The sequence below is a fragment of the Flavobacterium sp. GSP6 genome, from assembly GCF_003984855.1.
In the GTDB taxonomy this organism is placed as follows: Bacteria; Bacteroidota; Bacteroidia; order Flavobacteriales; family Flavobacteriaceae; genus Flavobacterium.
This window is the reverse complement of sequence record NZ_RYDO01000016.1, coordinates 1-20,677: the sequence shown is the minus strand read 5'-3', so window position 1 is coordinate 20,677 and position 20,677 is coordinate 1. Positions and strand designations below refer to the sequence as shown.

General features: G+C 34.4%; 11 protein-coding genes. 6 read left to right on the top strand and 5 right to left on the bottom strand.

Annotated elements, in window-relative coordinates:
- Positions 1-28: 28 nt before the first annotated feature.
- The 3 genes from EKM03_RS15305 to EKM03_RS13165 all read right to left on the bottom strand — a co-directional run bounded on the left by EKM03_RS15305 (position 29) and on the right by EKM03_RS13165 (position 6,147).
- Positions 29-1,441 (bottom strand): translocation/assembly module TamB domain-containing protein, encoded by a 1,413-nt coding sequence (locus EKM03_RS15305; protein WP_255416586.1) that lies wholly within the window; start codon positions 1,439-1,441, stop codon positions 29-31.
- 18 nt (positions 1,442-1,459) lie between these two features.
- Positions 1,460-4,999, bottom strand: coding sequence for a translocation/assembly module TamB domain-containing protein (locus EKM03_RS13170; RefSeq protein WP_233584097.1), 3,540 nt, complete (start codon positions 4,997-4,999; stop codon positions 1,460-1,462).
- 338 nt (positions 5,000-5,337) lie between these two features.
- Entirely contained in the window at positions 5,338-6,147 is an 810-nt protein-coding gene (locus EKM03_RS13165) for an NIPSNAP family protein (RefSeq protein ID WP_126740565.1), read from the bottom strand.
- 513 nt (positions 6,148-6,660) lie between these two features.
- On the opposite strand from EKM03_RS13165, the gene EKM03_RS13160 reads away from it, so the two are divergent.
- The 6 genes from EKM03_RS13160 to EKM03_RS13135 all read left to right on the top strand — a co-directional run bounded on the left by EKM03_RS13160 (position 6,661) and on the right by EKM03_RS13135 (position 15,417).
- Complete coding sequence (locus EKM03_RS13160; RefSeq protein ID WP_233584096.1) at positions 6,661-7,638, top strand: FecR family protein; 978 nt, start codon at positions 6,661-6,663, stop codon at positions 7,636-7,638.
- 10 nt (positions 7,639-7,648) lie between these two features.
- The gene (locus EKM03_RS13155) at positions 7,649-8,236 is read left to right on the top strand and encodes a sigma-70 family RNA polymerase sigma factor (RefSeq protein WP_233584095.1); all 588 of its coding nucleotides are present in this window, start codon (positions 7,649-7,651) and stop codon (positions 8,234-8,236) included.
- Positions 8,237-8,307: 71 nt separating this feature from the next.
- The gene (locus EKM03_RS13150; RefSeq protein ID WP_199741565.1) at positions 8,308-11,769 is read left to right on the top strand and encodes a SusC/RagA family TonB-linked outer membrane protein; all 3,462 of its coding nucleotides are present in this window, start codon (positions 8,308-8,310) and stop codon (positions 11,767-11,769) included.
- A 20-nt stretch (positions 11,770-11,789) separates the two neighbouring features.
- Positions 11,790-13,265 carry a SusD/RagB family nutrient-binding outer membrane lipoprotein gene (locus EKM03_RS13145; protein WP_126554287.1) on the top strand — a complete coding sequence of 492 codons (1,476 nt, stop codon included), beginning with the start codon at positions 11,790-11,792 and terminating at the stop codon, positions 13,263-13,265.
- 129 nt (positions 13,266-13,394) lie between these two features.
- Positions 13,395-14,921: an alkaline phosphatase family protein gene (locus EKM03_RS13140; protein ID WP_126554289.1), complete on the top strand. Its 1,527-nt coding sequence runs from the start codon at positions 13,395-13,397 to the stop codon at positions 14,919-14,921.
- A gap of 145 nt (positions 14,922-15,066) precedes the next feature.
- Positions 15,067-15,417 carry a glycoside hydrolase domain-containing protein gene (locus tag EKM03_RS13135; RefSeq protein ID WP_233584094.1) on the top strand — a complete coding sequence of 117 codons (351 nt, stop codon included), beginning with the start codon at positions 15,067-15,069 and terminating at the stop codon, positions 15,415-15,417.
- Between the two features lie 105 nt (positions 15,418-15,522).
- On the opposite strand, the gene EKM03_RS13130 is transcribed toward EKM03_RS13135, so the two are convergent.
- Together EKM03_RS13130 and sbcD are read right to left on the bottom strand one after the other, a co-directional pair.
- Positions 15,523-19,107, bottom strand: a complete 3,585-nt coding sequence (locus EKM03_RS13130) for an AAA family ATPase (protein ID WP_126740563.1) — start codon at positions 19,105-19,107, stop codon at positions 15,523-15,525.
- 176 nt (positions 19,108-19,283) lie between these two features.
- Positions 19,284-20,516: an exonuclease subunit SbcD gene (gene sbcD / locus EKM03_RS13125; RefSeq protein ID WP_126554293.1), complete on the bottom strand. Its 1,233-nt coding sequence runs from the start codon at positions 20,514-20,516 to the stop codon at positions 19,284-19,286.
- Positions 20,517-20,677 lie beyond the last annotated feature (161 nt).

The window sequence follows — 20,677 nt, the reverse complement described above, 5'->3', positions numbered from 1 at the left end:
AATTTCTTAATGGTAAAAAAACTTTTATTTATTTTTTTTGCTTTGCTTTCTTCGCCTCACTTTTTGTAAATAATTCTTTGAATTTATTATAATCTAAAGTGATTATAAAGGCAATTCCAGTCTCGACGACTTCCCCTTGCAGCGCCACTTGGTATTTGTTTATGCGGTAGGCTCTCATTTTATACCTTCCATCTCTTGAGAGTTGATAATCTAAGGAAACATTGCCGGCAATATTATTGGTATTTTGATTGGCTTGCTGGGGCCCTTCAATCCCAAAGCTGCTGCCAACAGTAACTTTCAATCGGTCGTTCAGCAATTTTTTTGAAATGCCTACATTCAGATCTGTTTTGTTCTCGCGTTGCCCGGTAGTATAATCATCGGACGTATTCAGATCAAAATTCAGCTCTACTCCTTGAATTAAATCACCGGCGAGGTTGTTCAGTTGTTGGGATAAAATTTTACTGGCACTTTCTCTGGCCAGTGAGGAAACGGTAGCTCCGCCGGATTGACTGGCAAATGGGTTTTCTCCAATAAAACGATTCAAGAGCAGTAAGGCAAAAACCTGTTTGTTCAGCTCATCAGGTTGCTGACGCAATTGGGTCAGTTTAGCCTGAGTGGTATTTATAATCTCTGTTGAAACACTATTGTTCCCCTCCGGCAAAACTATATCAAATGAAATAGTGGGTTTGAGCAAAGCACCATTCATTTTTAATGCGGTTTCAAAAGGGATTTTTTGTTTGTAGGTATTTCTCACTTCGGTGGTAACACTTCCTAATTGGTCATTTACTAAATCAATTGGAGCCGCTTCTGTTTTATAAATTGCAGTTATATTAATATCAGCAGTTGTGGGCTCTCCTGTCCATAGAATGTAGCTGCCTTTTTTGATGTCAAATTTCCTTTTGATGGCGTTAAAGTTCATTTCATAACTCCCTTCGGACAATTCATAGCGTCCGGTCAGCGTTGTTTTTCCTGAAGGATCAATTCCTCCGTTTAATTGCGCTTCGCCTTTTAATTTCAAGAAATCCCCGTTGGCTTTGTCAATTACCATTGATAATTCAGCTTCTTTGTTTACCTCAATGTTTACGGATGCGTTAACCCCTTTTATAGTGGATTCACTGCTGAATTCTTCCAGAACAATGGTCTCCATTAATTTTGGATTGTCTTGGTCAATAAATTCTACAATTCCTTCCCTATCAGCTATTGAAGGATCTGATTGGGGCAAAACAATAGTGAATTTAGTCTCTTTATTAATACGTATGGTTCCTTCGACAATAGGATTGTCTAAATTTCCTGTTATTTTTAAATGGTTGTCTAAGTACAGCTCTCCATAATACAAATCATTGTCTTTCGCTTTAGAATTGACCGCTTTGAAGTTATCCGCATCCAGGGCTAAATCGAACCCAAAATTACTAAAATTGGCACTGTCAATTTTTCCGTTGATGGCTAAATCATTGTCTCTCTAATCATTGATAATGAAATTGTCAAAAACAATAGCGTTTTCAGTAAAGATAATTTTATCATTTAACGACTTAAATTTAGAATTGAGCGGCGTGGCTTTGAAACCAATTTCATTGAATTGTAATTCTCCAATTACTTTGGGCTGGTTGGTATTTCCAGTGATTTTAAAATTCCCATTCAAAAAACCGGTGCTTTCAGTAATATTATTTAACGTAAAACCTTGAATACTTTTTAAATTCAGCTTTTCAATATCCAGACTCATATCAAAACTACTGTTGTTTATTTTATAGTTTCCTTCTAATTTGACTTGGTTTCCCTGACCTGTAATAGCAACAACAGCATCGTATTGGTTTAAAATGGCATTATTTACTTTTACACTGATAGTTCCAATGGTATCTTTTTTGAACGTAAAATTTTCAATATTTAAATCCGAAGTAAAAACGGGCGATGTAGTTGTGTTTTTCACCACTGCGTTTCCATTGATCTTACCACTCAGTTGTAAATCCTTTTTCTCCACAAAACTCGTAATCGTTTTAATGTCAAAATCTTTGAAATCAATAGTGATCGGCGCATTAGGAGTTTCAGAATGTGATTGAATGCGAATGGTGCTGCCGTTCTTGTTTAATTCGAAATTATCTGCGTAAATTCCTTTTTTGCCAAACCGAATCAAATTAGCATCCGCTATTGTCCAAGATTCATAATTCAGCAGTAGTTTAGCGGGGTCAAGACGAACTTCGTTATTTCCGTTTGCCGCTTTTAGTGTTCCGCTTATGCCATATCGTTCTGCGTCTTTTGCATCCTTCAGCTGTAAGGTGTAATCCAGGATATTTTGCGCTACTTTTCCTGTAATACTCGTATGTGGGAGCTGAATTTGTTTGTTTTGAATGTCGTCTATAATTAAGCTGTAAACAAGTGCATTTGCTTGTGTGTCTAGTTTGAAAATTACATTGGTTATCGTGTTTTCTCCATAAATTAATTTTGGAACAGCGCCATTAAGAACAATTGAGTCGTTGACAGAGTTGTATCTTCCGCTGATGCTAATGGGTTCCAGACTTTTTATGCTAGGAATTAATTTTATTAAAAGAGGACTGTCTTTGATACCAATTTGAAAAGCAAATTGTTGCTTTCCTACCACTGTTTTTTTAGCAGTAGGATTCTTGTCATAATATTTAGCAATCGAGTTTGTTAATGCTGTAGCAACTTTAGACAGCGTGTATTTTCCTTTTATTTCTGCATTTGCAAGCGAGGAACTCAGCAATAATGTATTCTTTTGAGCAGTAGATATTGCAACAAGAGTGATCGAGTCTATCTCAAATTGTTCTGTTGCATTAGTGATGCTTATGCGGTTTGCACTTACACTTCCGTTGAGATAATCTAAATTTGCGGATTGAATGTCAGCATCTACAACGCCTCTTATTTTTAGTGGTCCTGCATGGAGATTTAGTTTTTCTAAATCAGCAATATCCACATTCAGTTTTAATTTTCCGGTAGGATATTTGTCTCTAAAGCTTCCGTTACTCACTAAATCAAACGTTAAATTAGGATCTTTTGCGTAGGCAGTAGCATTGAAATTTCCGTTGCGAACGTTTCCTTTTAAGCTTAAATTTTGATAGGTGTATTTGTTGTAATTTGCTTTTAGAATGTTGCCATTCAAAGAGGCATTGGCTGTTTTTGGATCAAATCCAGTTCCTTTTAGGGTTGCTTTCAGAGTGATTTTTCCAATAGAATCATTTTTGATAAAGCGTCCCAAATCAAAATTTGTAAACTCGGTTTGAATATCATATTTCTCGTAATTTTTTCTGTTTTGATTCAACGCCGCTTTGATCTTGGCAGAACCAAAACTACTTGACAGATTCAGGTTCGTATTGAAATTAGCAATGGTTCCTTTAAACGTTCCTTTGGCATTGAACTGCGGAGGCAGCAGGATCGAATTTGGGATTGTTCCATTGGGTAAAAAATCAATAAAATCTTTGGATCCTGATTGTAAGTTTTTGATATTCAAGTCAAAATAGGCTTTATTTACATCCGGCAAACCTACTATGCTGCCGCTTGCTGCTACTTTTGTAGTACCAATGCCGCTAATCTCCATAGATGGGAATGTAATAGCACTCAATTTTCCGGTTATGTCACCGTTGATTAGCAAGATGGCATTGGGATTACTCTTAAATGGGTCTGTATTTGCTAAAGTTGGTACAAAGAGCAGCACATCTTTGATACCCAATTTGCTTTTTTTCAAGTAAGCAATCAGACCCAATTCTCCCGGAGTATCAGCCAAAGCGGCAAGAGATGGATATCCAATTCTGATTTCATTTCTCAATTCTGTCTGCGGTGTTTTTAAATACAGTTTTTTGAGAAACGCATTCTTTTTGCCATAGTAAAATTCTGCGTTGAAGGATTGGATATTCAAACCACTATGATCTTTAACGCTTAAGGAATTAACTACTCCGGATATGTTAGTTGAGCCGTAATTTATGGCATCAATTTGCAGGTTTAAGTTAGTAAGATGCAAATGGTTGTAATCCATGCCTTTGGCAACAGCCGCAACATTGTTGTTGTCATACCTAAAATCCACTCGCTTGATTTCCGTATTCTTGATTTTGATTTGCCAGTTATTGCCTTCTTCCGAAGCAGAATTTTTTTTAGTTTTAGCGGGTTCTGATTTACCAAAAGCCAAAGCTCCTTTTAGACCCGATAATTCAATACTTTCAAGGAGCGCAAATTTGTTATTGATATCCAACCGGTCAATTTTAGCTACTAGTTTTTTCAAATAAAAAGCAGTAGATAACTTTGTTCCCTCACTTTGGTAATCAAAATCAATTTTTGCAAAATCAATTTCTCCTAGTTTTAATTTGAAAACGGGTTCCGGTGTATTTCCTGTGGGAACTTCTTTAGCAGCGGATTTCTGAACCAAACCTTGCTTTAATTTAAAGTGTAGTCCATTGATTTTAGCCTTTGGAATTTCGAAATTCATTTGTTCTAAATCGAAAGTTTTAATTTTCGTTTCAAAGTGATTTAGATTGGTAGATAGATAATTTTTGGTAATCGCATCGGAATACGTTAACTGGATTCGGTCGAGCTTAATTTCGGATACAGAGAATTGCATGGGTGGCGAATCGCTCTTTTGTTCCTCTGATGAGGCAAATGCATTCAGGATATAATCAAAATTAAAAACTGCTTTTGAATCCCGACTCAAATTAGTGGTGATGCCTTCGAGCTGAACGGAATTAATTTCGACTTTATTATTCATCAATTGAAAAAGACTAATATCTACAGCTAGTTTTTCTCCGGCAAAAAGGGTGTCTTTTTTTTGATCTTCAAAATAAACACCTTGCAGCATTATTTTTTTTGGAAATCCAATTTCTATTCGGTCAATAGTAACTTTAGTTTTGATTTTTCCTTCCAGATAGGTTACTGCTTTTTCTTTGACATAATTTTGAACAGACGGAGTTTGGATGGCCACAACCAAGACTAAGAACAATAGAATTAGGGATCCTATTATCCAAAGGAAAATTTTTAAACTTTTCTTTAAATATTTTTTCAAAAGTGGTTTTATTTTGTGGCTAAAAATAACCAATTTAAATCAGAATTGCAATTTCAAGTACAAATGGAATAAGTAAACAAAGTTCAAAATTAAAAAAAGGAAAGTTAGTATAAAATCAAAAAAATATGGCATTAAATTTTTGATATAAATTTAAGGCTCATTAACCGTTTTTAGGTCTTGTACCTGAGTTTTCATAGCCGTTTTCATAAAGGAAAGACCTCTGAACATTAAACCAAATTCCAACAGAAAATAAGAGAGGTATTTTTTTTTTTTGGTTTCTATGTAGGATTAAAAGAAAACCACCTGTAGTTGGTTTTGCAAGATGTCTAGAAGCAAAACTAATAATCAGAATATTCAGTTGGATACAAAAAAGTGATGTCGATGTGGGAAATATTATTTTTATATTTTTCCATGGCTATTAGGGCTTTCCATTCCGGCGAATCTACAAAAGATTTCCAATGTGCTTCTCGGCTTGTTTGATCTGCGAAAGTAGTGAGGTACATAAGGTTTGGCATTTTGGGACCAGAGATCACTTCGCCATAAAAAACTGCATTAAATCCCAATCGATCAAAGAGTTTTATTTCTCCTCCTCCGTTAAACATGGCTACTTTGTTGGCGTAAATCGCTTCTGTGGCTGATTCATAGCTTCTCAATTCGTATACACGACTGGATCTTGTGCTGTTCAAAGCGGGTTTTGTCAGGAAAGGATGGTCTGAAAAAGCCTGTAACAAAACGGATTCTATTCTTAAGTATGAAGGTTCATTGTAAACCGCATTCAAATAGGCTGCTCCGGCAGTTATGTAGGTTTTGTCTTTAGCTAGTTTTTCGTCAAGTGCAAGGAATTGTTCCAAAGTGGAAAACGGAATCAGTACCACAATTTTTTTTAAGGTATCTGTGGCGTTTGGTTTTAACTTGAACACCCCAATATTTTTGATTCCTAGTTTTTTTAATCCCGGCAAATAAGCTTCTTTTAGGTACTTGTCAGTTGTTTGTTCTTGTTGTTCTGTCTTGAAAATATAGGTTTTGAGTTGATATAATTCCCTAGGTTTTTGAACAGGTGTTGGTACAATCGTTTGCGCGGGTACCGGTTTAAAACTGGTATTAGTAAATACGATCAGCAGTGTGAAAAACAGGTTGGTTAATTTCATTTCATTTTTTTTGGTGGTAGGCTAGCCTGAATAATTTTTATAAAAGTAACCATTATTGTCCGATAAAAAAAGAAGTTAAATGAATGTCTTGCTGTTAAAACCCTATTTATTATGTTGTTCCGTTTTATGAAATGGAAGTATTTTTTAATGTATCTAATAGTACGTAAGTCCCTTATTTACTATTTTCCACGCTAATAAGACTTGGCTTTTCCAGTGGTGATAAATTCATTGTCCCAGTTGCAATACTATAGGCTTTTTTCAATGGGAAATATCTTTTCGTTGTTTTTTTGGAAAGTATTAATCATGGATCTTTTTTTATAAATGAAGCTTATTGCTTTTTTTTTGATATCTCTTTTAGTACTGTGACTTTGCGTGTTCTCTCAAGCTCAGCTATTCGAAGCTGATTTAAACCGGACGATTAACAATTCATTAACGATATCGTGTCGATTTGATGGTATTGAAAACTAGGGGTATTTCTCTTATTTTGACTCCTATTAGTAAAGAGAATTTTTTATGTTGAATGTTAGTCAGAAAGAAAAAAAATGTGTGCGGTATCTTACCAACGAAATGTCTATAGCAGAGCGATCTGTGTTTGAAATTGAACTGTCTTTAGATGATGAACTCCTTGCTGTTTTTGAAAATTTTCAAACCATTTGGATGAATTATCCCAATAGTGAAGTACCAATACGAACTATTTCTTTTGAGGAAATCATCACAAAATATAATAAACCAGAAAAGATAAAATCCGTAAAAATTTCTATCAAAAAGAAGGCTGTTTTTTCTATGGCTTTTCTTATGGTTTTTTGTCTGGGTTTTTATTTTATAGGAATGACTCCTTCCGGGTATACCAATCATAAAATTGCCCTTAAAGGGCAGCGGCTAACTTTTAAGTTACCGGATAGCAGCACCGTTATTTTAAATTCAGGCAGTGAAGTTAAATATTCCAGTGATTTCAGTACACAAAGAGCCATCTGGTTGCAAGGGGAAGCTTTCTTTAAAGTTACGAAGAATACTAATTCTCCTTTTGTTGTACATACAAATGGTTTTGATGTGAAAGTTTTAGGAACAGAATTTAATGTCAGTAGCAATACCATTGATCAAACTGTTTCTTTGGCAAAAGGAAAAGTAAACGTATTGCTTAAAGAAAGTAAGGATGAAATTAACCTATTGCCAAATGAAGAATTAGTATGGAATTCTAAAACCAAGTTAGTGATCAAAAGGAATTTTGATGTGAATAAGGTTGCTGCTTGGAAAGACAATATACTTATATTGGATGATGAAAAATTTGAAGATGCACTCCCAAAAATCAATCAATTCTATGGAGTAAATTTTATCATTAAGGATGCTGACATTGCAAATCAGCATATAAAAGGAGCTTTTAAAAACCTGACAATTGATGAATTTATAACGTCTCTGGAGTTTATTTCAGAGGTAAGCATCACAAAAACTATTCAAAACAACATCGAGATATCCAAGTACCATGAAAATTAATGCAACAAAAATGGCTAGTAGTGATTGCTTTTCAGACGATTATTTATTTAAGCAAATTCAGAACGGTCAATACGAGGCGATGGAACTTTTCTTTAAAAGGTATTACACGCCTTTATGTCGTTTTGGAATGAGTTATGAATCGAACTCGTGCCTTGTTGAAGAAAAAGTGGCTGATATTTTTATTCAGTTGTGGACCAATAGAAATATTCTTGATACAATTAAAAACCCTAAATCTTACATCTATGTAATTGTGAAAAATAGTTTAAAAAAAATACGAAAATCAGAGCCATTTCACCAACAAATCGAAGAAACAAAAACTATAAACTCTATATTTTCGCCCAGTAGGGAGCAGGAGATTATTGAAAATGAACAAAAAGAAATGAAAACTAATTTGATACGTGAAATATTAGATATTATTCCTAAAAAATCACGTCAGGCATTTGAACTCAGTAGAATCGATGGATTAAAATACAAAGAAATTGCGGAAATTCAAAACGTCACCCCTAAAACGGTTGAAAATCATATCGCTATTGCACTAAAGTATATTAGTAAGGCTTTAGAATCCTATAAAAAAAGAGGGTTGCTGAACTCCATCTAATAATTAATAGAAAACCAACTATTCTAAAATCAGTTTTGGTTTGTAAAAAACAATAAATAATCACAGATAAAATGAAACAAAAAATTATTCTAACGGTATCCTTATTGCTTCTATTTGGTAATGGGATATCTTATTCAAAGACTTCAAATACAAATGCTATTGAAAATATTGCAGTTAAAAAAGAACAAATCAATTTAAATCTAAAAGACGTTTCCATAAAGCAAACCTTTACTCTTATAGAACAGCAAATAAATAATAAGTTTATTTATATGTCAGACCAAAATTTTCTTCAAAAGAAAATTTCAATTACGATAAATAACCAAGATTTAAATCAAGTCTTAGCGGTTTTGAAAACCAAGGCAAATATTGATTTTAAAGTCACAAAAAATGGAGTTTTAGTCAAAGAATTGGTTGGGATTACTCCAAAAAGCACGGCAAAAAAGAATCAGGAAAACCGAAAAATTACAGGAGTGGTTTTAGACGAATCTAATTTGCCAATACCCGGAGCTTCTGTTTTTGTAGCAGGAACCACGATCACTGCAACAACGGATTTTGACGGAAAATTCACGATTAGTGTTCCAGCAAATACAAAAGTCTTGTCTATAAGTTATGTAGGATTTGAAACGAAAGAAATCAATATAGAAAATAAGACTGAAATTAAAGTAATACTAGGACAAGATGAAACGGCTCTAAAAGAGGTGGTTGTAACAGCATTAGGGATAAAACGAGAAGAAAAGTCGCTAGGATATTCAGCACAATCTCTTGGTGAAAATGCTGTAAAAGATGCCAAATCAAATAACTGGGTAAATTCTCTTTCCGGAAAAGTTGCTGGTCTAAATATCCAGGGATCTGGTGCTGGTCCAATGGGTTCTTCCAGAATAACTCTTCGTGGAGAATCCTCACTTAACCTTGATAACAATCAAGCTTTGATTGTTTTGGACGGAGTACCTGTAAGTAGTAAGATCACCGGTACAGGATTTTCATCACACCTTTCTCAGGATAGTCCAGTTGACTTTGGTTCAACATTATCAGATATTAACCCTGAAGATATTGAGAAAATAACAGTTTTGAAGGGGCCAGGTGCAACGGCACTTTATGGAACAAGAGCTGCAGGTGGCGCAATTATTATTACTACCAAGTCTGGCAAAACTAAAGGAGGAGGAATAGGAGTAACTATAAGTAGTAATTTTAGTTTTGATCAAGTGAATCGTTGGCCGGATTATCAATTTGAATATGGAGAAGGTCGAACTGATAAATACTATTCTTATTTAGATAGTGCTGACGGACTAAATACAAGTACAAATGTAGGAGCAGGAAGAGCCTGGGGGCCAAGATTTGATGGTCAATCTTATTTTCAATATAATCCTAATGCTGCAAATGGCAAACCTACTGAACGTTCACCATGGGTTGCCAACAAAAATTATATTTCTGGATTTTTTAGAACAGGAACGACACAATCAAATAGTATCGCATTAGAAGGTGGGAATGAAAACGGCTCTACTCGATTATCGATTACTCATCTAAAAAATGATTGGATTCTTCCTAATACGGGTTTCGAAAGATTAAATGCCTCCTTATCTATAAATCAAAAAATCTCTGATAAGTTAAAAATAAATGGTAAAGTAAATTATACGAATAAGAAAAGTGATAATCTACCAGCTGCAGGTTACAACAATCAATCCATAATGTATTTTCTAATGATTGGTACCGCTCCAAACATTAAGCCGGAATGGTTTAAACCTTATTGGCAGCCTGGCCTAGTAGGTGTAAAACAAAAAAATCCTTTTAATACGGGACCTGATAATCCTTATCTAGGTATGTATGAAATGCTTAACAAAATGAATAAAAACGGGGTAATTGGAAACTTGTCCGCTACCTATCAGTTTAATGATAAACTTGAATTGATGGTCCGTTCTGGACTAGATATGTCAAATGAGTTCAGATCACAACAACGTCCTTTTAGTATGACTAAATATGCTCGTGGAATGTATAGAGAACAAAATGTATTTAGTTATGAAATAAATACAGATGCACTGTTAACCTATAAGAATGCGCTAAATAAGGATATCAATTATAGCATTATTGCAGGTGCCAATTCAATGAGGCAAAACTATGATTTTGTAGGACTTTATGCGGATCAGTTATCGCAGCCCGGAATATACCAAATTTCAAATAGCTTGGATCAAGCTGTTGCAGATCCTTTAAAAACAAAGAAAGCGATTAACAGTTTTTATGGTTTAGGGCAAATCTCCTATCAGGAAAAAATATTTTTAGATGTAACGGGACGGAATGACTGGTCAAGCACTTTGCCATATGGTAACAATTCCTTTTTCTACCCTTCTATCAGTTCCAGTTTCTTGATTCACGAAATGACAAATCTTCCCTCTATTTTCTCTTTTGCTAAATTTAGATTGTCTTGGGCCCAGGTTGGTAATGACACAAGACCGTATCAAACTGATAAGTATTATGACAGGATTTATGGCAATAGCTTTACGAATACTTCGATCTTATTTAATGCAAATTTAAAACCAGAGATAACTTCAAGTATAGAAACTGGAATTGATATTAGGATGTTTAAAAACCGATTATCAATTGATATGGCCTATTACAATAATAATAGTCGCAATCAGATTTTAGCAATTCCATTAGATCCAGTTACGGGTTATTCTAATGCAACCGTAAATGCAGGTTTAATAAACAGTAGAGGAATGGAGCTAGCTGTAACAGGAAAAATAATAGCCAAAAACAATTTCAAATGGAATACCACCTTGACTTGGAGTAGAAACAGAAGTTATGTAAAAGAATTGGCTCCAGGGATTACAAACCAAGTTATTTATAACCACGAGAATAATGTAAGCATAGAAGCTAGAGTTGGAGGAAGAATGGGAGATATGTACAGTAGAGGTTTCCAGAGATCTCCTGACGGGCAGATTATATATACTTCGGCTGGTTTGCCTGCAACATTGGATCCAGTGTTGAAAATAAGAGGAAATGCATTTGCTGACTGGAAAGCAGGAATCATGAATGAGTTTACCATTGGAAAAGTAAGATTGAGTGTACTTCTAGACGGACAAAAAGGAGGAAGTATGTATTCGCAAACCAATCATAAGAATAATACCTTAGGGAAAACCCGAGTAACGCTTCCAGGTCGTGATGGCGGAATTGTAGGACAAGGAGTCGTTTTACAATCGGACGGAACTTATATTCCAAACACTGTAAGAGTAGCTGCTAGTTCCTATTATGAAAATTATTATAACATCGGTAATGGAGAGACCAATATATTTGACGCTTCTTTTATTAAGATTAGAGAGGTTCGGATCGAATTTAACTTACCGAAAACCCTCTTGAAAAAGATAGGAATGAAATCGGCAAGTCTTGCTTTTTTCGGAAGAGACCTGTTTAATTTTACTAAGTTTCCTGGTTTTGATCCTGAAGGAGGAAATCTAAATAATGGGACACTGACACCAGGAGTTGAATTAGCTCAATTTCCCTCCACGAGAACTATAGGAACTAATCTTACTCTAAAATTTTAAATCAATAGATCATGATAAAAATGAATAAAACATATAATTTTCTTTTTTTGTTTGTAGTACTACTATCCTCTTGTACCAAAGATTTTGAGGATATAAATACCGATCCAAACCGACCTAAACAGATCACACCGGGAGTTATGTTGGGACAGTTGCAATATAGAATTGTTAATTCTAGTATCACTGCTTCTCGAAATCTTACCCATGAGTTGATGCAAGTTGATGCACCACGATCTAGTCCTTCGGGTGAGGGAGTGCATCGATATGTAATTAATCCTGGTGCAGGAATATGGACAAGTTTCTATGGTTATATGGCAGATATAGAGGATATTAATAGAACATCCGAAGCATTAGGAGAGAATAACTATAAAGCGATCTCGATGATCTATAAATGTTGGGCTTATTCTATTATCACAGATTTGTATGGAGATGTTCCTTATTCAGAAGCCGTTAAAGCAACTGAAGGCAACCTTAAACCTGCATTCGATAAACAAAAGGATATATATATTAAAATCCTGAGTGATTTAGAACAAGCCAATGCTTTGCTTGATCCCTCTAAAGCGCTGACTTATGGTGGTGATCTTTTATACAATTCCAATAGCCTTTCAGGAGGTGCAAATCCCGGAATTGTAAAATGGAAAAAATTCTGTAATTCATTAAAAATGAGATTATTGCTACGATTATCGAAACGTAATGGCGAGATTAATATCAATGAACAAATTACGGCACTATTAGCGGACCCTGTAAAATACCCTGTGTTTACTAGTAATACTGATGATGCTATTTTTAAATATACAGGAATATACCCTTATTACAATCCGTATTTTAATACACGACAATTGGAGTGGAGAGATGGTACCTATGTTACCAAATACTTCATCAATAAAATGAATACAGATAACGATCCAAGAAGAACTATATGGTTTAGAACAGTAATGGTTGGAGGTCAAAATGTATACCAAGGTATAGAAAGTGGTTATCCTATAACTACTGAATACCAGGTCGGAGCCAATACAAGCTATAATGATCTTATGAAAACTTTACCCCAATTGGGTATAATGATGACTTGGTCTGAGGTAGAGTCTATTAAAGCAGAATTAGCATTAAAAGGATTTAATACCGGAAAATCGCCTAAGCAGCATTATGATTCAGCAATAACTGCATCAATGATCCAATGGGGCGCAACTATGCCTTCAAATTATCTTACACAAGCGGGCGTAGTTTATGATACCAATGCATCAGTAGAAGCGCAATTAGAGAGAATCATTACACAGAAATATTACGCTTCGTTTTTTGTTGACTATCAGTCATGGTTTGAAAAAAGAAGAACGGGATATCCGATTTTGCCAAGAGGAACGGGTATACCAGCAGAAAGAGTATTTCCAAATCGGGTGCCTTATCCAACATATCTACAATCGCTTAATCCTGAAAATCTTGCAGCAGCCTCAGCAGCAATGGGAGGAGATAATACCGTTAGTAAAGTTTGGTGGGCTAAATAATTAAATAAAAAGTAGAATTATTTTACATTATTAAATATAAAAATAAAACAGAAACAGGGAAATACTTCTAAGAGCCACAAAGACCTAGGCGTTCCAGTTGGATTAAATTTAAAACTAAATCATTCTATTATGAAAATCGTAAATAAAAGTTTCTTAATTCTATCATTGGCGCTCTTTGGTAGTACTGCTAGCAAAGCGCAAACAAAGGTTGATAAAACCAATATTCGAACATTAATTGTCTTCTTTGATGGCTTAAGACCGGATTATATCACCCCTGAATTAATGCCGAATGTATATTTATTCAGTAAAAAAGGAAGTTATGGTAAACAGCACCACAGTGTATTCCCCACAGTAACTAGGGTTAATGCATCTTCGCTATCTACCGGATGCTATCCAGGCAGTCATGGATTAATGGGAAATACGGTGTATTTTCCTGAGATAAAAGAAACATCAGGTTTAAACACTGGTGATGCAGAGGAATTAAATAAAATCGCTAAAGCTACAGATAATCATTTATTAACATCAGTTTCGCTGGGAGAAGTTTTAGAACAAAATGGTAAAAGTCTTTTTGTTTTTAGCTCAGGTTCTACAGGACAAGCTTTAATGCAAAATCATAAGGTCAGTGGAGGCGCAATCATTAATACCACTATGATTTTACCAGAGACTATGAAATCTAAAATACTAGGTGAAATTGGAACAGTTCCAAGCGGTCTTGGAAAACACAAATGGTTAACAGATGCCGTTATAAAATATGGATTAACGTTAGATGGTCCTTTAGTTAGTACATTGTGGTATGGCGACCCAGATTCGGCTGCTCATAAAAACGGAATAGGATCGCCCGAAGCAATTGAGTCTATCAAATATGTAGATGAGCAGTTTGGAAGGATTATAAAATCACTTCAATTAAAAGGACTTGATCAAAACTTTAATGTTATCATTTCTTCCGATCATGGTTTTGTGACACATATTGGAAAACTAAGCCTTGCAGATTTCCTAATCCAGCAAGGACTAAAAAAAGACAAGGAATCAACAGAAGTAGTGGTTGCTGAAGGAGCAGTTTATGTAAAGGATCATGATGAAAAGACCATAAAAAATATTGTTGCAGCCTTACAGGAACAGAACTGGATAGGCGGTATTTATACAAAAGCTTTAAAAGAAGGAGATGTAAATGGTTTTGTAGAAGGGACGCTTTCTTTCGAATCAATATATTGGGATCATGGCCGATCAGGAGATGTTCTTGTAGACATGAACTGGAATGATAACAAAAATGATGCTGGATATGCAGGTACAAGTTTCGCAAAAGGTGTTGCAGGTCATGGTGGATTTAGCCCTTATGAAATTCATATTGCATTACTGGCTAATGGCCCTAGTTTTAAGAACAAGTTTGAAGGTAATTTGCCTACATCAAATGTAGATATAATTCCCACTGTTCTCCATCTACATAATTTAACAATTCCTAAACAAATGGACGGTCGGGTTATGTATGAGTTGCTAACAGAAAAAGTTTCTAATAATGTTCCACTTACCGCTAAGATTGAACTAATTAAAACTGAAGTAAAGTTACCATGGGGAGTTTATAAACTAGAAATGGAAAGATCTGTTTTGGGGAAATATAACTATCCTAATTTTACAAGAGTAGTTAGAGTAAAAAGATAATATTGCCTACAATATAAAAGTAAAGATGGTGTCTTAAATGTTAAGACACCATTTTTTTTGTTCAATAAATAGTTTGAAATCCTAAAAATCACCAAAGAATATAAAAAAGATCTATAAAAACGAACCCCAAGCTTATGTCCGCACTATGGATGATGATGCCAGTACGATGTCCTCTTGGTTTGTAATGCGAAGTATAGGTCTGTCTCCGGCAAATATTGGTAGCCCCATTTATTATTTGACAGCTCCAATCTTTGAGTCCGTAAAATTAAATTGGGAAAATGGAAAATCATTTCACATACAAGTGTCTAATTATAATAAAGAGTACTTTTATGTTCAATCAGCCCAATTAAACGGCCAGCCAATATACAGAAATTGGTTGACACAAGAGGAGATTAGCAAAGGAGGAACTCTGATCCTTGAAACTGCTGCTGTACCAAATAAAAAGTGGGGAATCGAGAATCAGTGGATTTCAAAAACAGCAGAGGCAGAGGATTAATTAAAAGAATGCGAATTGGCAGTATTTTAAATCGTTTTATTTTGTCGCAAAACACGAGATATTTGCGACAAAATGGTACTTTATACTGGTGCTAATTCGTCGTTGTTAATCCACAATTTCAATAGTACTAAACTCACTCGTATATTTTTTTACTTGAATTTGAGTGGTAATTCTTTTTTTCAATTCTTCCACATGTGAGATGATCCCAATTTGGCGGTCGTCATTTTGGCGAAGCAACTCGAGCGTGTCTAATGCATTATTCAAGTTTTCGGGATCGAGTGAACCAAAACCTTCGTCGATAAATAAAGAACGGATTTTAGTATTCTTACTCGCAAGGTCGGATAATCCTAACGCTAACGATAAACTTACCAAAAAAGTTTCACCACCAGAAAGCGAATTAATATTGCGAATTTCACCAAAAAAATTATTGTCTTTTATTTGCAATTCCATTTCATCTGAGGTGTCATCTTTAAAAAGTTCATATCTGTTGAACATGGTTTCTAAATGCTTATTGGCGTGTTGCACCAATAAGGAAAGGGTGAAATCTTGAGCGAATTTTTTAAAAGCCTTGCCATCGGAAGAACCTACCGTTTTATTTAATAAATCCCATTTCTGGAATACATTGTTTTTTGTTTTGATTACATCAATTATCAGCTGATTTTCCTCTTTTATTTTATTGTCATTATTAATTTGTTCCTTTAATTGTCCAATTTCTTGATTTATTTTTGTTTTTTCTTGCTCTGAAGCCACTTTTTGGAGATTTAAATCTTCTACTAATTTAGCCGTTAAAGGATTGGAATTGAGTTCCTCTTGTTTGAGTAAATTAGCATTCAATGCTCCTTCAATTTGTTGTTTTTTAGTCTCGAATGTTTGTTTTTGTGCAATTAACAAAGCACTGTTTTCTAAGTTTAATGCTTCTTGTAATTGGACACTGTTTTCGAAACCATTTTCAGTCAGCTTATCATTCAATTGGGCTGTAGCCAAACGAAATACATCATCTAGTTCTGATTTTTCGGAAACCAATTGCCCTACATCAACGTGTTTGTTTTTGATAGAAGCCAAGGTGATTTCCTTTTTACCTTTCCATTTGGTTACCGAATCTTGTTCCGTTTTACCTTTAATTTGCAAACGGGATTCTTCCTCTTGTGGTGATTTCAATTCAAAATTGTCCGTTTGATTTCTAAATTCATTCTCTAGCAAACCTTTTTTAGTGTTAAGCGCTTCATCTTCTTTTATATACTTTGAAACACTCTCTTCTAAACTGGTATTTTTTGTTAAAAACGCCGTTATGGCATTGTTTACGGTTACAATTTCAGTCTGATTGGCTTTTAAAATTTCATTACCGGCATTCAGTTTTCTTAAATTGTCCCCTAGTTTCTTGCCGATTTCAGAAACGGCTGCGATGTCATTTTCTTCTAAATTCTCATCAAATGAATAGAATATCTTTTTTATAAAAGCGAAATTTTCGGCTATGTTAACTTCCTTTTCGTCTATTTGTTTTTTGGCAGTTTGATAGGCAGTATCGGACAAATGAATTTCATTTAAATGGCTGGTTTTATTGGAATACAATTTATTAACACGGTCATAAGCTGCATTCAATTCCGATAGTTTATTAATCCGGGCTTGAACAAAGTCAAATTCAGCTTCCAAATTGAGAATTGCAGCTTCAATATCCTCCATTTTTAACTCTTTTTCAACTTGTAAAACGTATTTTAATTTAGCAATAGCTTCCTGAATTTCAGCAATAGTTGCATTCGTGTTTATGATTTGTTGACTGGAACTTGCCACTTTTTTTACAGCTTCTTCCTTTTCATTTTCCTTTAATTTAATTTCGTAATCTAGATCTTTGATTTCATCGTCAATATCATTTTTAGAAAATATTTCAGGTAAATTCATGGCATAAGGGTGCTCTTTAGAACCGCATAACGGACAATCTTCGTCCTCTTTTAAATTGTGTCGGTGTTCCTCAAAACTCGCCAATAACTGTTTTAAGTTTTTATTTTCATGTAAGATCCCCAGCGATTTTTTTTTGTCAAAAATTGCTGTTTCTAAAGTTTCCCTGGATAAATTAGCGGTAATTAATTCGGCAGAATTTAGTCTTAATTGATCATTTTGACTTTCTAATTTTGGAAAATACTCTAATAATTTCTTCCAGTTTTCTAAATCGGTTTTTGTATTGTCTTTTAGTTTCGACAAATTTTCTAAGGTATCTGAATCCTTTTTTTGTAATTCTAATAAATCAACTTCCGATTTTAATGTAGTGTTTTCGTGTCTTGTGTTTTGCAATAACTTTTCTATCCCAATATTTTTTGTATCATAATCAGAAATCTGTTTTTGTAAACTTTCAATATTAAACGATTCAATTTCTTTTTGAGATTTTTCAATATCCTGCCGTTTTAAAATCACAGCTCCTTTCTCTGTTTCCCATGAGCCATATTTTTCATGTTGTACAATGGTTTTTTGGTTCTGTTCAATTGCAGAATCTAAGATTGATTTTTTGGCTGTTTGAGCCTTCAAATCTTCTAGGTTTGAATCGAAATTGCTTTTTGCTGTTACTAAATCTTTAGCATTTTGTTTTAGGGTTTCATTATTATTTGCAATCGCTCCAAAAGTTGTTTTGGCACTTTCAATTAATGGTTTTTTAAGTAATTGCTCTTTTTGAGTTTCTTCTAGTTTTTTGATTGCAGATTCTAATTCGGGTGCAATGGTAGCCAAATTTTTATTTAGACTTTCAATTTCATCAGTCGTTCTTTGCGTGTTTACGGTATTTTTAGTGCACTCCTTTTCACTGTTTTGAAAAGCTAGCCAATCTTTTTCAATTAGTGTTGCTTTGCTGTAATGCTCTAATTTTTGATATAATTCGATATTATCTAAAAAATGTTGCTTCACCAATTCAAGCGAATTTTTATGCTGATTGATTTCTGTTTTCGTGTTTTCAACAGCCGCCAACCAAGCAATTTCCGCCAGAATTCGTGTTAATTTCGGTTCTATTTCCTTAATCGTATTTTCTTTTTCTTCAAATGAAACGGCAATAGCATTTAATTCTTCTTCATTTAAAATATTTCCGTTTATGGTGGCTCTTAGGTTATTAATTTCAGTTTCAAAGGCTTTTGTATGCTCAAAAACCTTCTTCGAGATTTCTTCATAAATTTGTGTTCCCGTTATTTTGCTCAACATTTCGGCACGTTCATCCGGTTTTGCTTTTAAAAACGCTGAAAAATTATTTTGAGCCAATAAAATGGATTTGGTAAATTGCTCGTATTTTAGCCCAATAATTTCTTCTATCATTGGATTGACGTTTGATACTTTTTCGGCAATTAACCGAAATTCACCATTCTCTTTTCTAGACAATTTTCTGTCATCCGTCGCATTTATTTTGTTATTTTTATTGAATGAAGCTGCCCATCTGGCCAAATAAACGATGTCATTTACTTCGAATGTAACCTCTGCATAAGCTTCTTTTTGATTGCGGGTGATTATTTCAGAACTCGGTTTGTCATTACCATATCGATTTATTTTACCGTATAACGCCAAAGTAATTGCATCCAAAATGGTCGATTTTCCAGCACCAGTTTGACCGGTAATAGCGTACAAACCCGCATGGGCTAAAATTCCATCGGTAAAATTAATTTCGGGTTGAACCCCTTTCAAAGACTGTATGTTGTTGATGTTTATTTTTAAAATTTTCATACTAAGATAATATTTGCTTTTTAAAGGAATATGGTATCGCCATTCTTCATTCCTGTTTGTGATTTGGAATCATAGCGATTTCATAAGAAGATGCTATTTTTTTATTGAAATCGGACAGAATTCTGTAATGCTTCGCCGGTGGGTTATCGCTTGGGTCAAAAAATGTTTTTGAAAACCTAATGTGTGTTATTAATTTCATTCAATATCTGCATAAACAACGGCATTATTCCGGCAATACTTTCTTCATTCATTCCTTTCTTTTCGCATCTTATAGTAAAGATTTTTGGGATATTATCCAAAGGATTATTATCGGTACCGGCAATATATTCTTCTCTTATTGATTGATTATTAATTGAGGTATACTTAGTAGTTCGGTTCAAAATTTCTATTTTTCTATCAATACATAAATCATTTATCTCGTTATTAAAGTCAATAAAATTGACAGCTTCAGTAATTATGATTTCTGCCCAAGTTGGCAATACTTGTGACGGTTTATGTAATTTTATTTTTTCAATAATTTCATCAGCCTTTCCTTCAAATCGTATCACACTCCTTTGCAAAGGTATGGACAGAGATTCATGGGCTATTTTATTATCGGCAATCGTCAAAACAGTTATTTCTTTAAGATCATTGCGTTCGTTAAAACTGAGTGGAATAGGGGAACCGGCATATTTTGCAATCACATTATCCGGATGTTGGACCATCTGAGGTTTGTGAATGTGCCCCATGGCAATATAATCATATCCGGCTGAAAATACACTCGATGGGATTTGTCCGAGTGTGCCCACTAAAGAATGCATTCTTTTTTCGGCGGGTTCACTTAGAATACAGCCGGTTACATACAAATGCGCCGTGCCAATAACGGGTACACCTGGATAATTCGTTTTTGCCTGTTTCAACAAATTATCGTAGTGCTTTTTTACTTCCGATGTAAATAAACCATGGGCTTCATTGACGGTTTCGCCCTCGATAATTTTACGAATATCACCATCACGAAGGTAAGGCACTGCGGCAATAACGGCTGCGGCATTTGTTGTTCCGCGTTTGTAAACTGGGATTAATTCTCCCACATTGTTCAGATCTCCACCGACAATACTTACATTTAAAATTTTGAAAATATCTTTATAAGAATTTAATCGAGACGCCGAATCATGATTCCCACCAATAATGATGACCTGTACATTTAAGTTATAAGCCTCCAATAAAAAATAATGGTATTTATTTATAGCTTCTACCGAAGGACTCGAAACATCAAAAACATCACCTGCAATAATAATGGCATCAATAGCCTGCGTTTGTATGGTTTTTAACAACCACTCTATAAAATATTGGTGTTCCTCTATTCTTGATTTTTGCAAAAAGGTTTGTCCAAGATGCCAATCGGCGGTGTGTATTATTTTTAACGACATGAATTTTTTGTTAATGAGATTGTTTTACTAGTTTTAGAAGATGCTACTGACTAAATAATGATGCAATTTCAGTTTTTTTATTGACTTTCCACTACTATCCCTAACGCGAAGATTTGGAAACCAGAATATTTTGTTGTTTTGCCGCAAGTAATTGTAGCTTG

Excerpts from the sequence above, each read along its gene's own strand:
- EKM03_RS13165 (WP_126740565.1), bottom strand. The coding sequence starts at position 6,147 with ATGAAATTAACCAACCTGTTTTTCACACTGCTGATCGTATTTACTAAT.
- EKM03_RS13160 (WP_233584096.1), top strand. The coding sequence starts at position 6,661 with ATGTTGAATGTTAGTCAGAAAGAAAAAAAATGTGTGCGGTATCTTACC.
- EKM03_RS13155 (WP_233584095.1), top strand. The coding sequence starts at position 7,649 with ATGGCTAGTAGTGATTGCTTTTCAGACGATTATTTATTTAAGCAAATT.
- EKM03_RS13150 (WP_199741565.1), top strand. The coding sequence starts at position 8,308 with ATGAAACAAAAAATTATTCTAACGGTATCCTTATTGCTTCTATTTGGT.
- EKM03_RS13145 (WP_126554287.1), top strand. The coding sequence starts at position 11,790 with ATGAATAAAACATATAATTTTCTTTTTTTGTTTGTAGTACTACTATCC.
- EKM03_RS13140 (WP_126554289.1), top strand. The coding sequence starts at position 13,395 with ATGAAAATCGTAAATAAAAGTTTCTTAATTCTATCATTGGCGCTCTTT.
- EKM03_RS13135 (WP_233584094.1), top strand. The coding sequence starts at position 15,067 with ATGGATGATGATGCCAGTACGATGTCCTCTTGGTTTGTAATGCGAAGT.
- EKM03_RS13130 (WP_126740563.1), bottom strand. The coding sequence starts at position 19,107 with ATGAAAATTTTAAAAATAAACATCAACAACATACAGTCTTTGAAAGGG.
- sbcD (WP_126554293.1), bottom strand. The coding sequence starts at position 20,516 with ATGTCGTTAAAAATAATACACACCGCCGATTGGCATCTTGGACAAACC.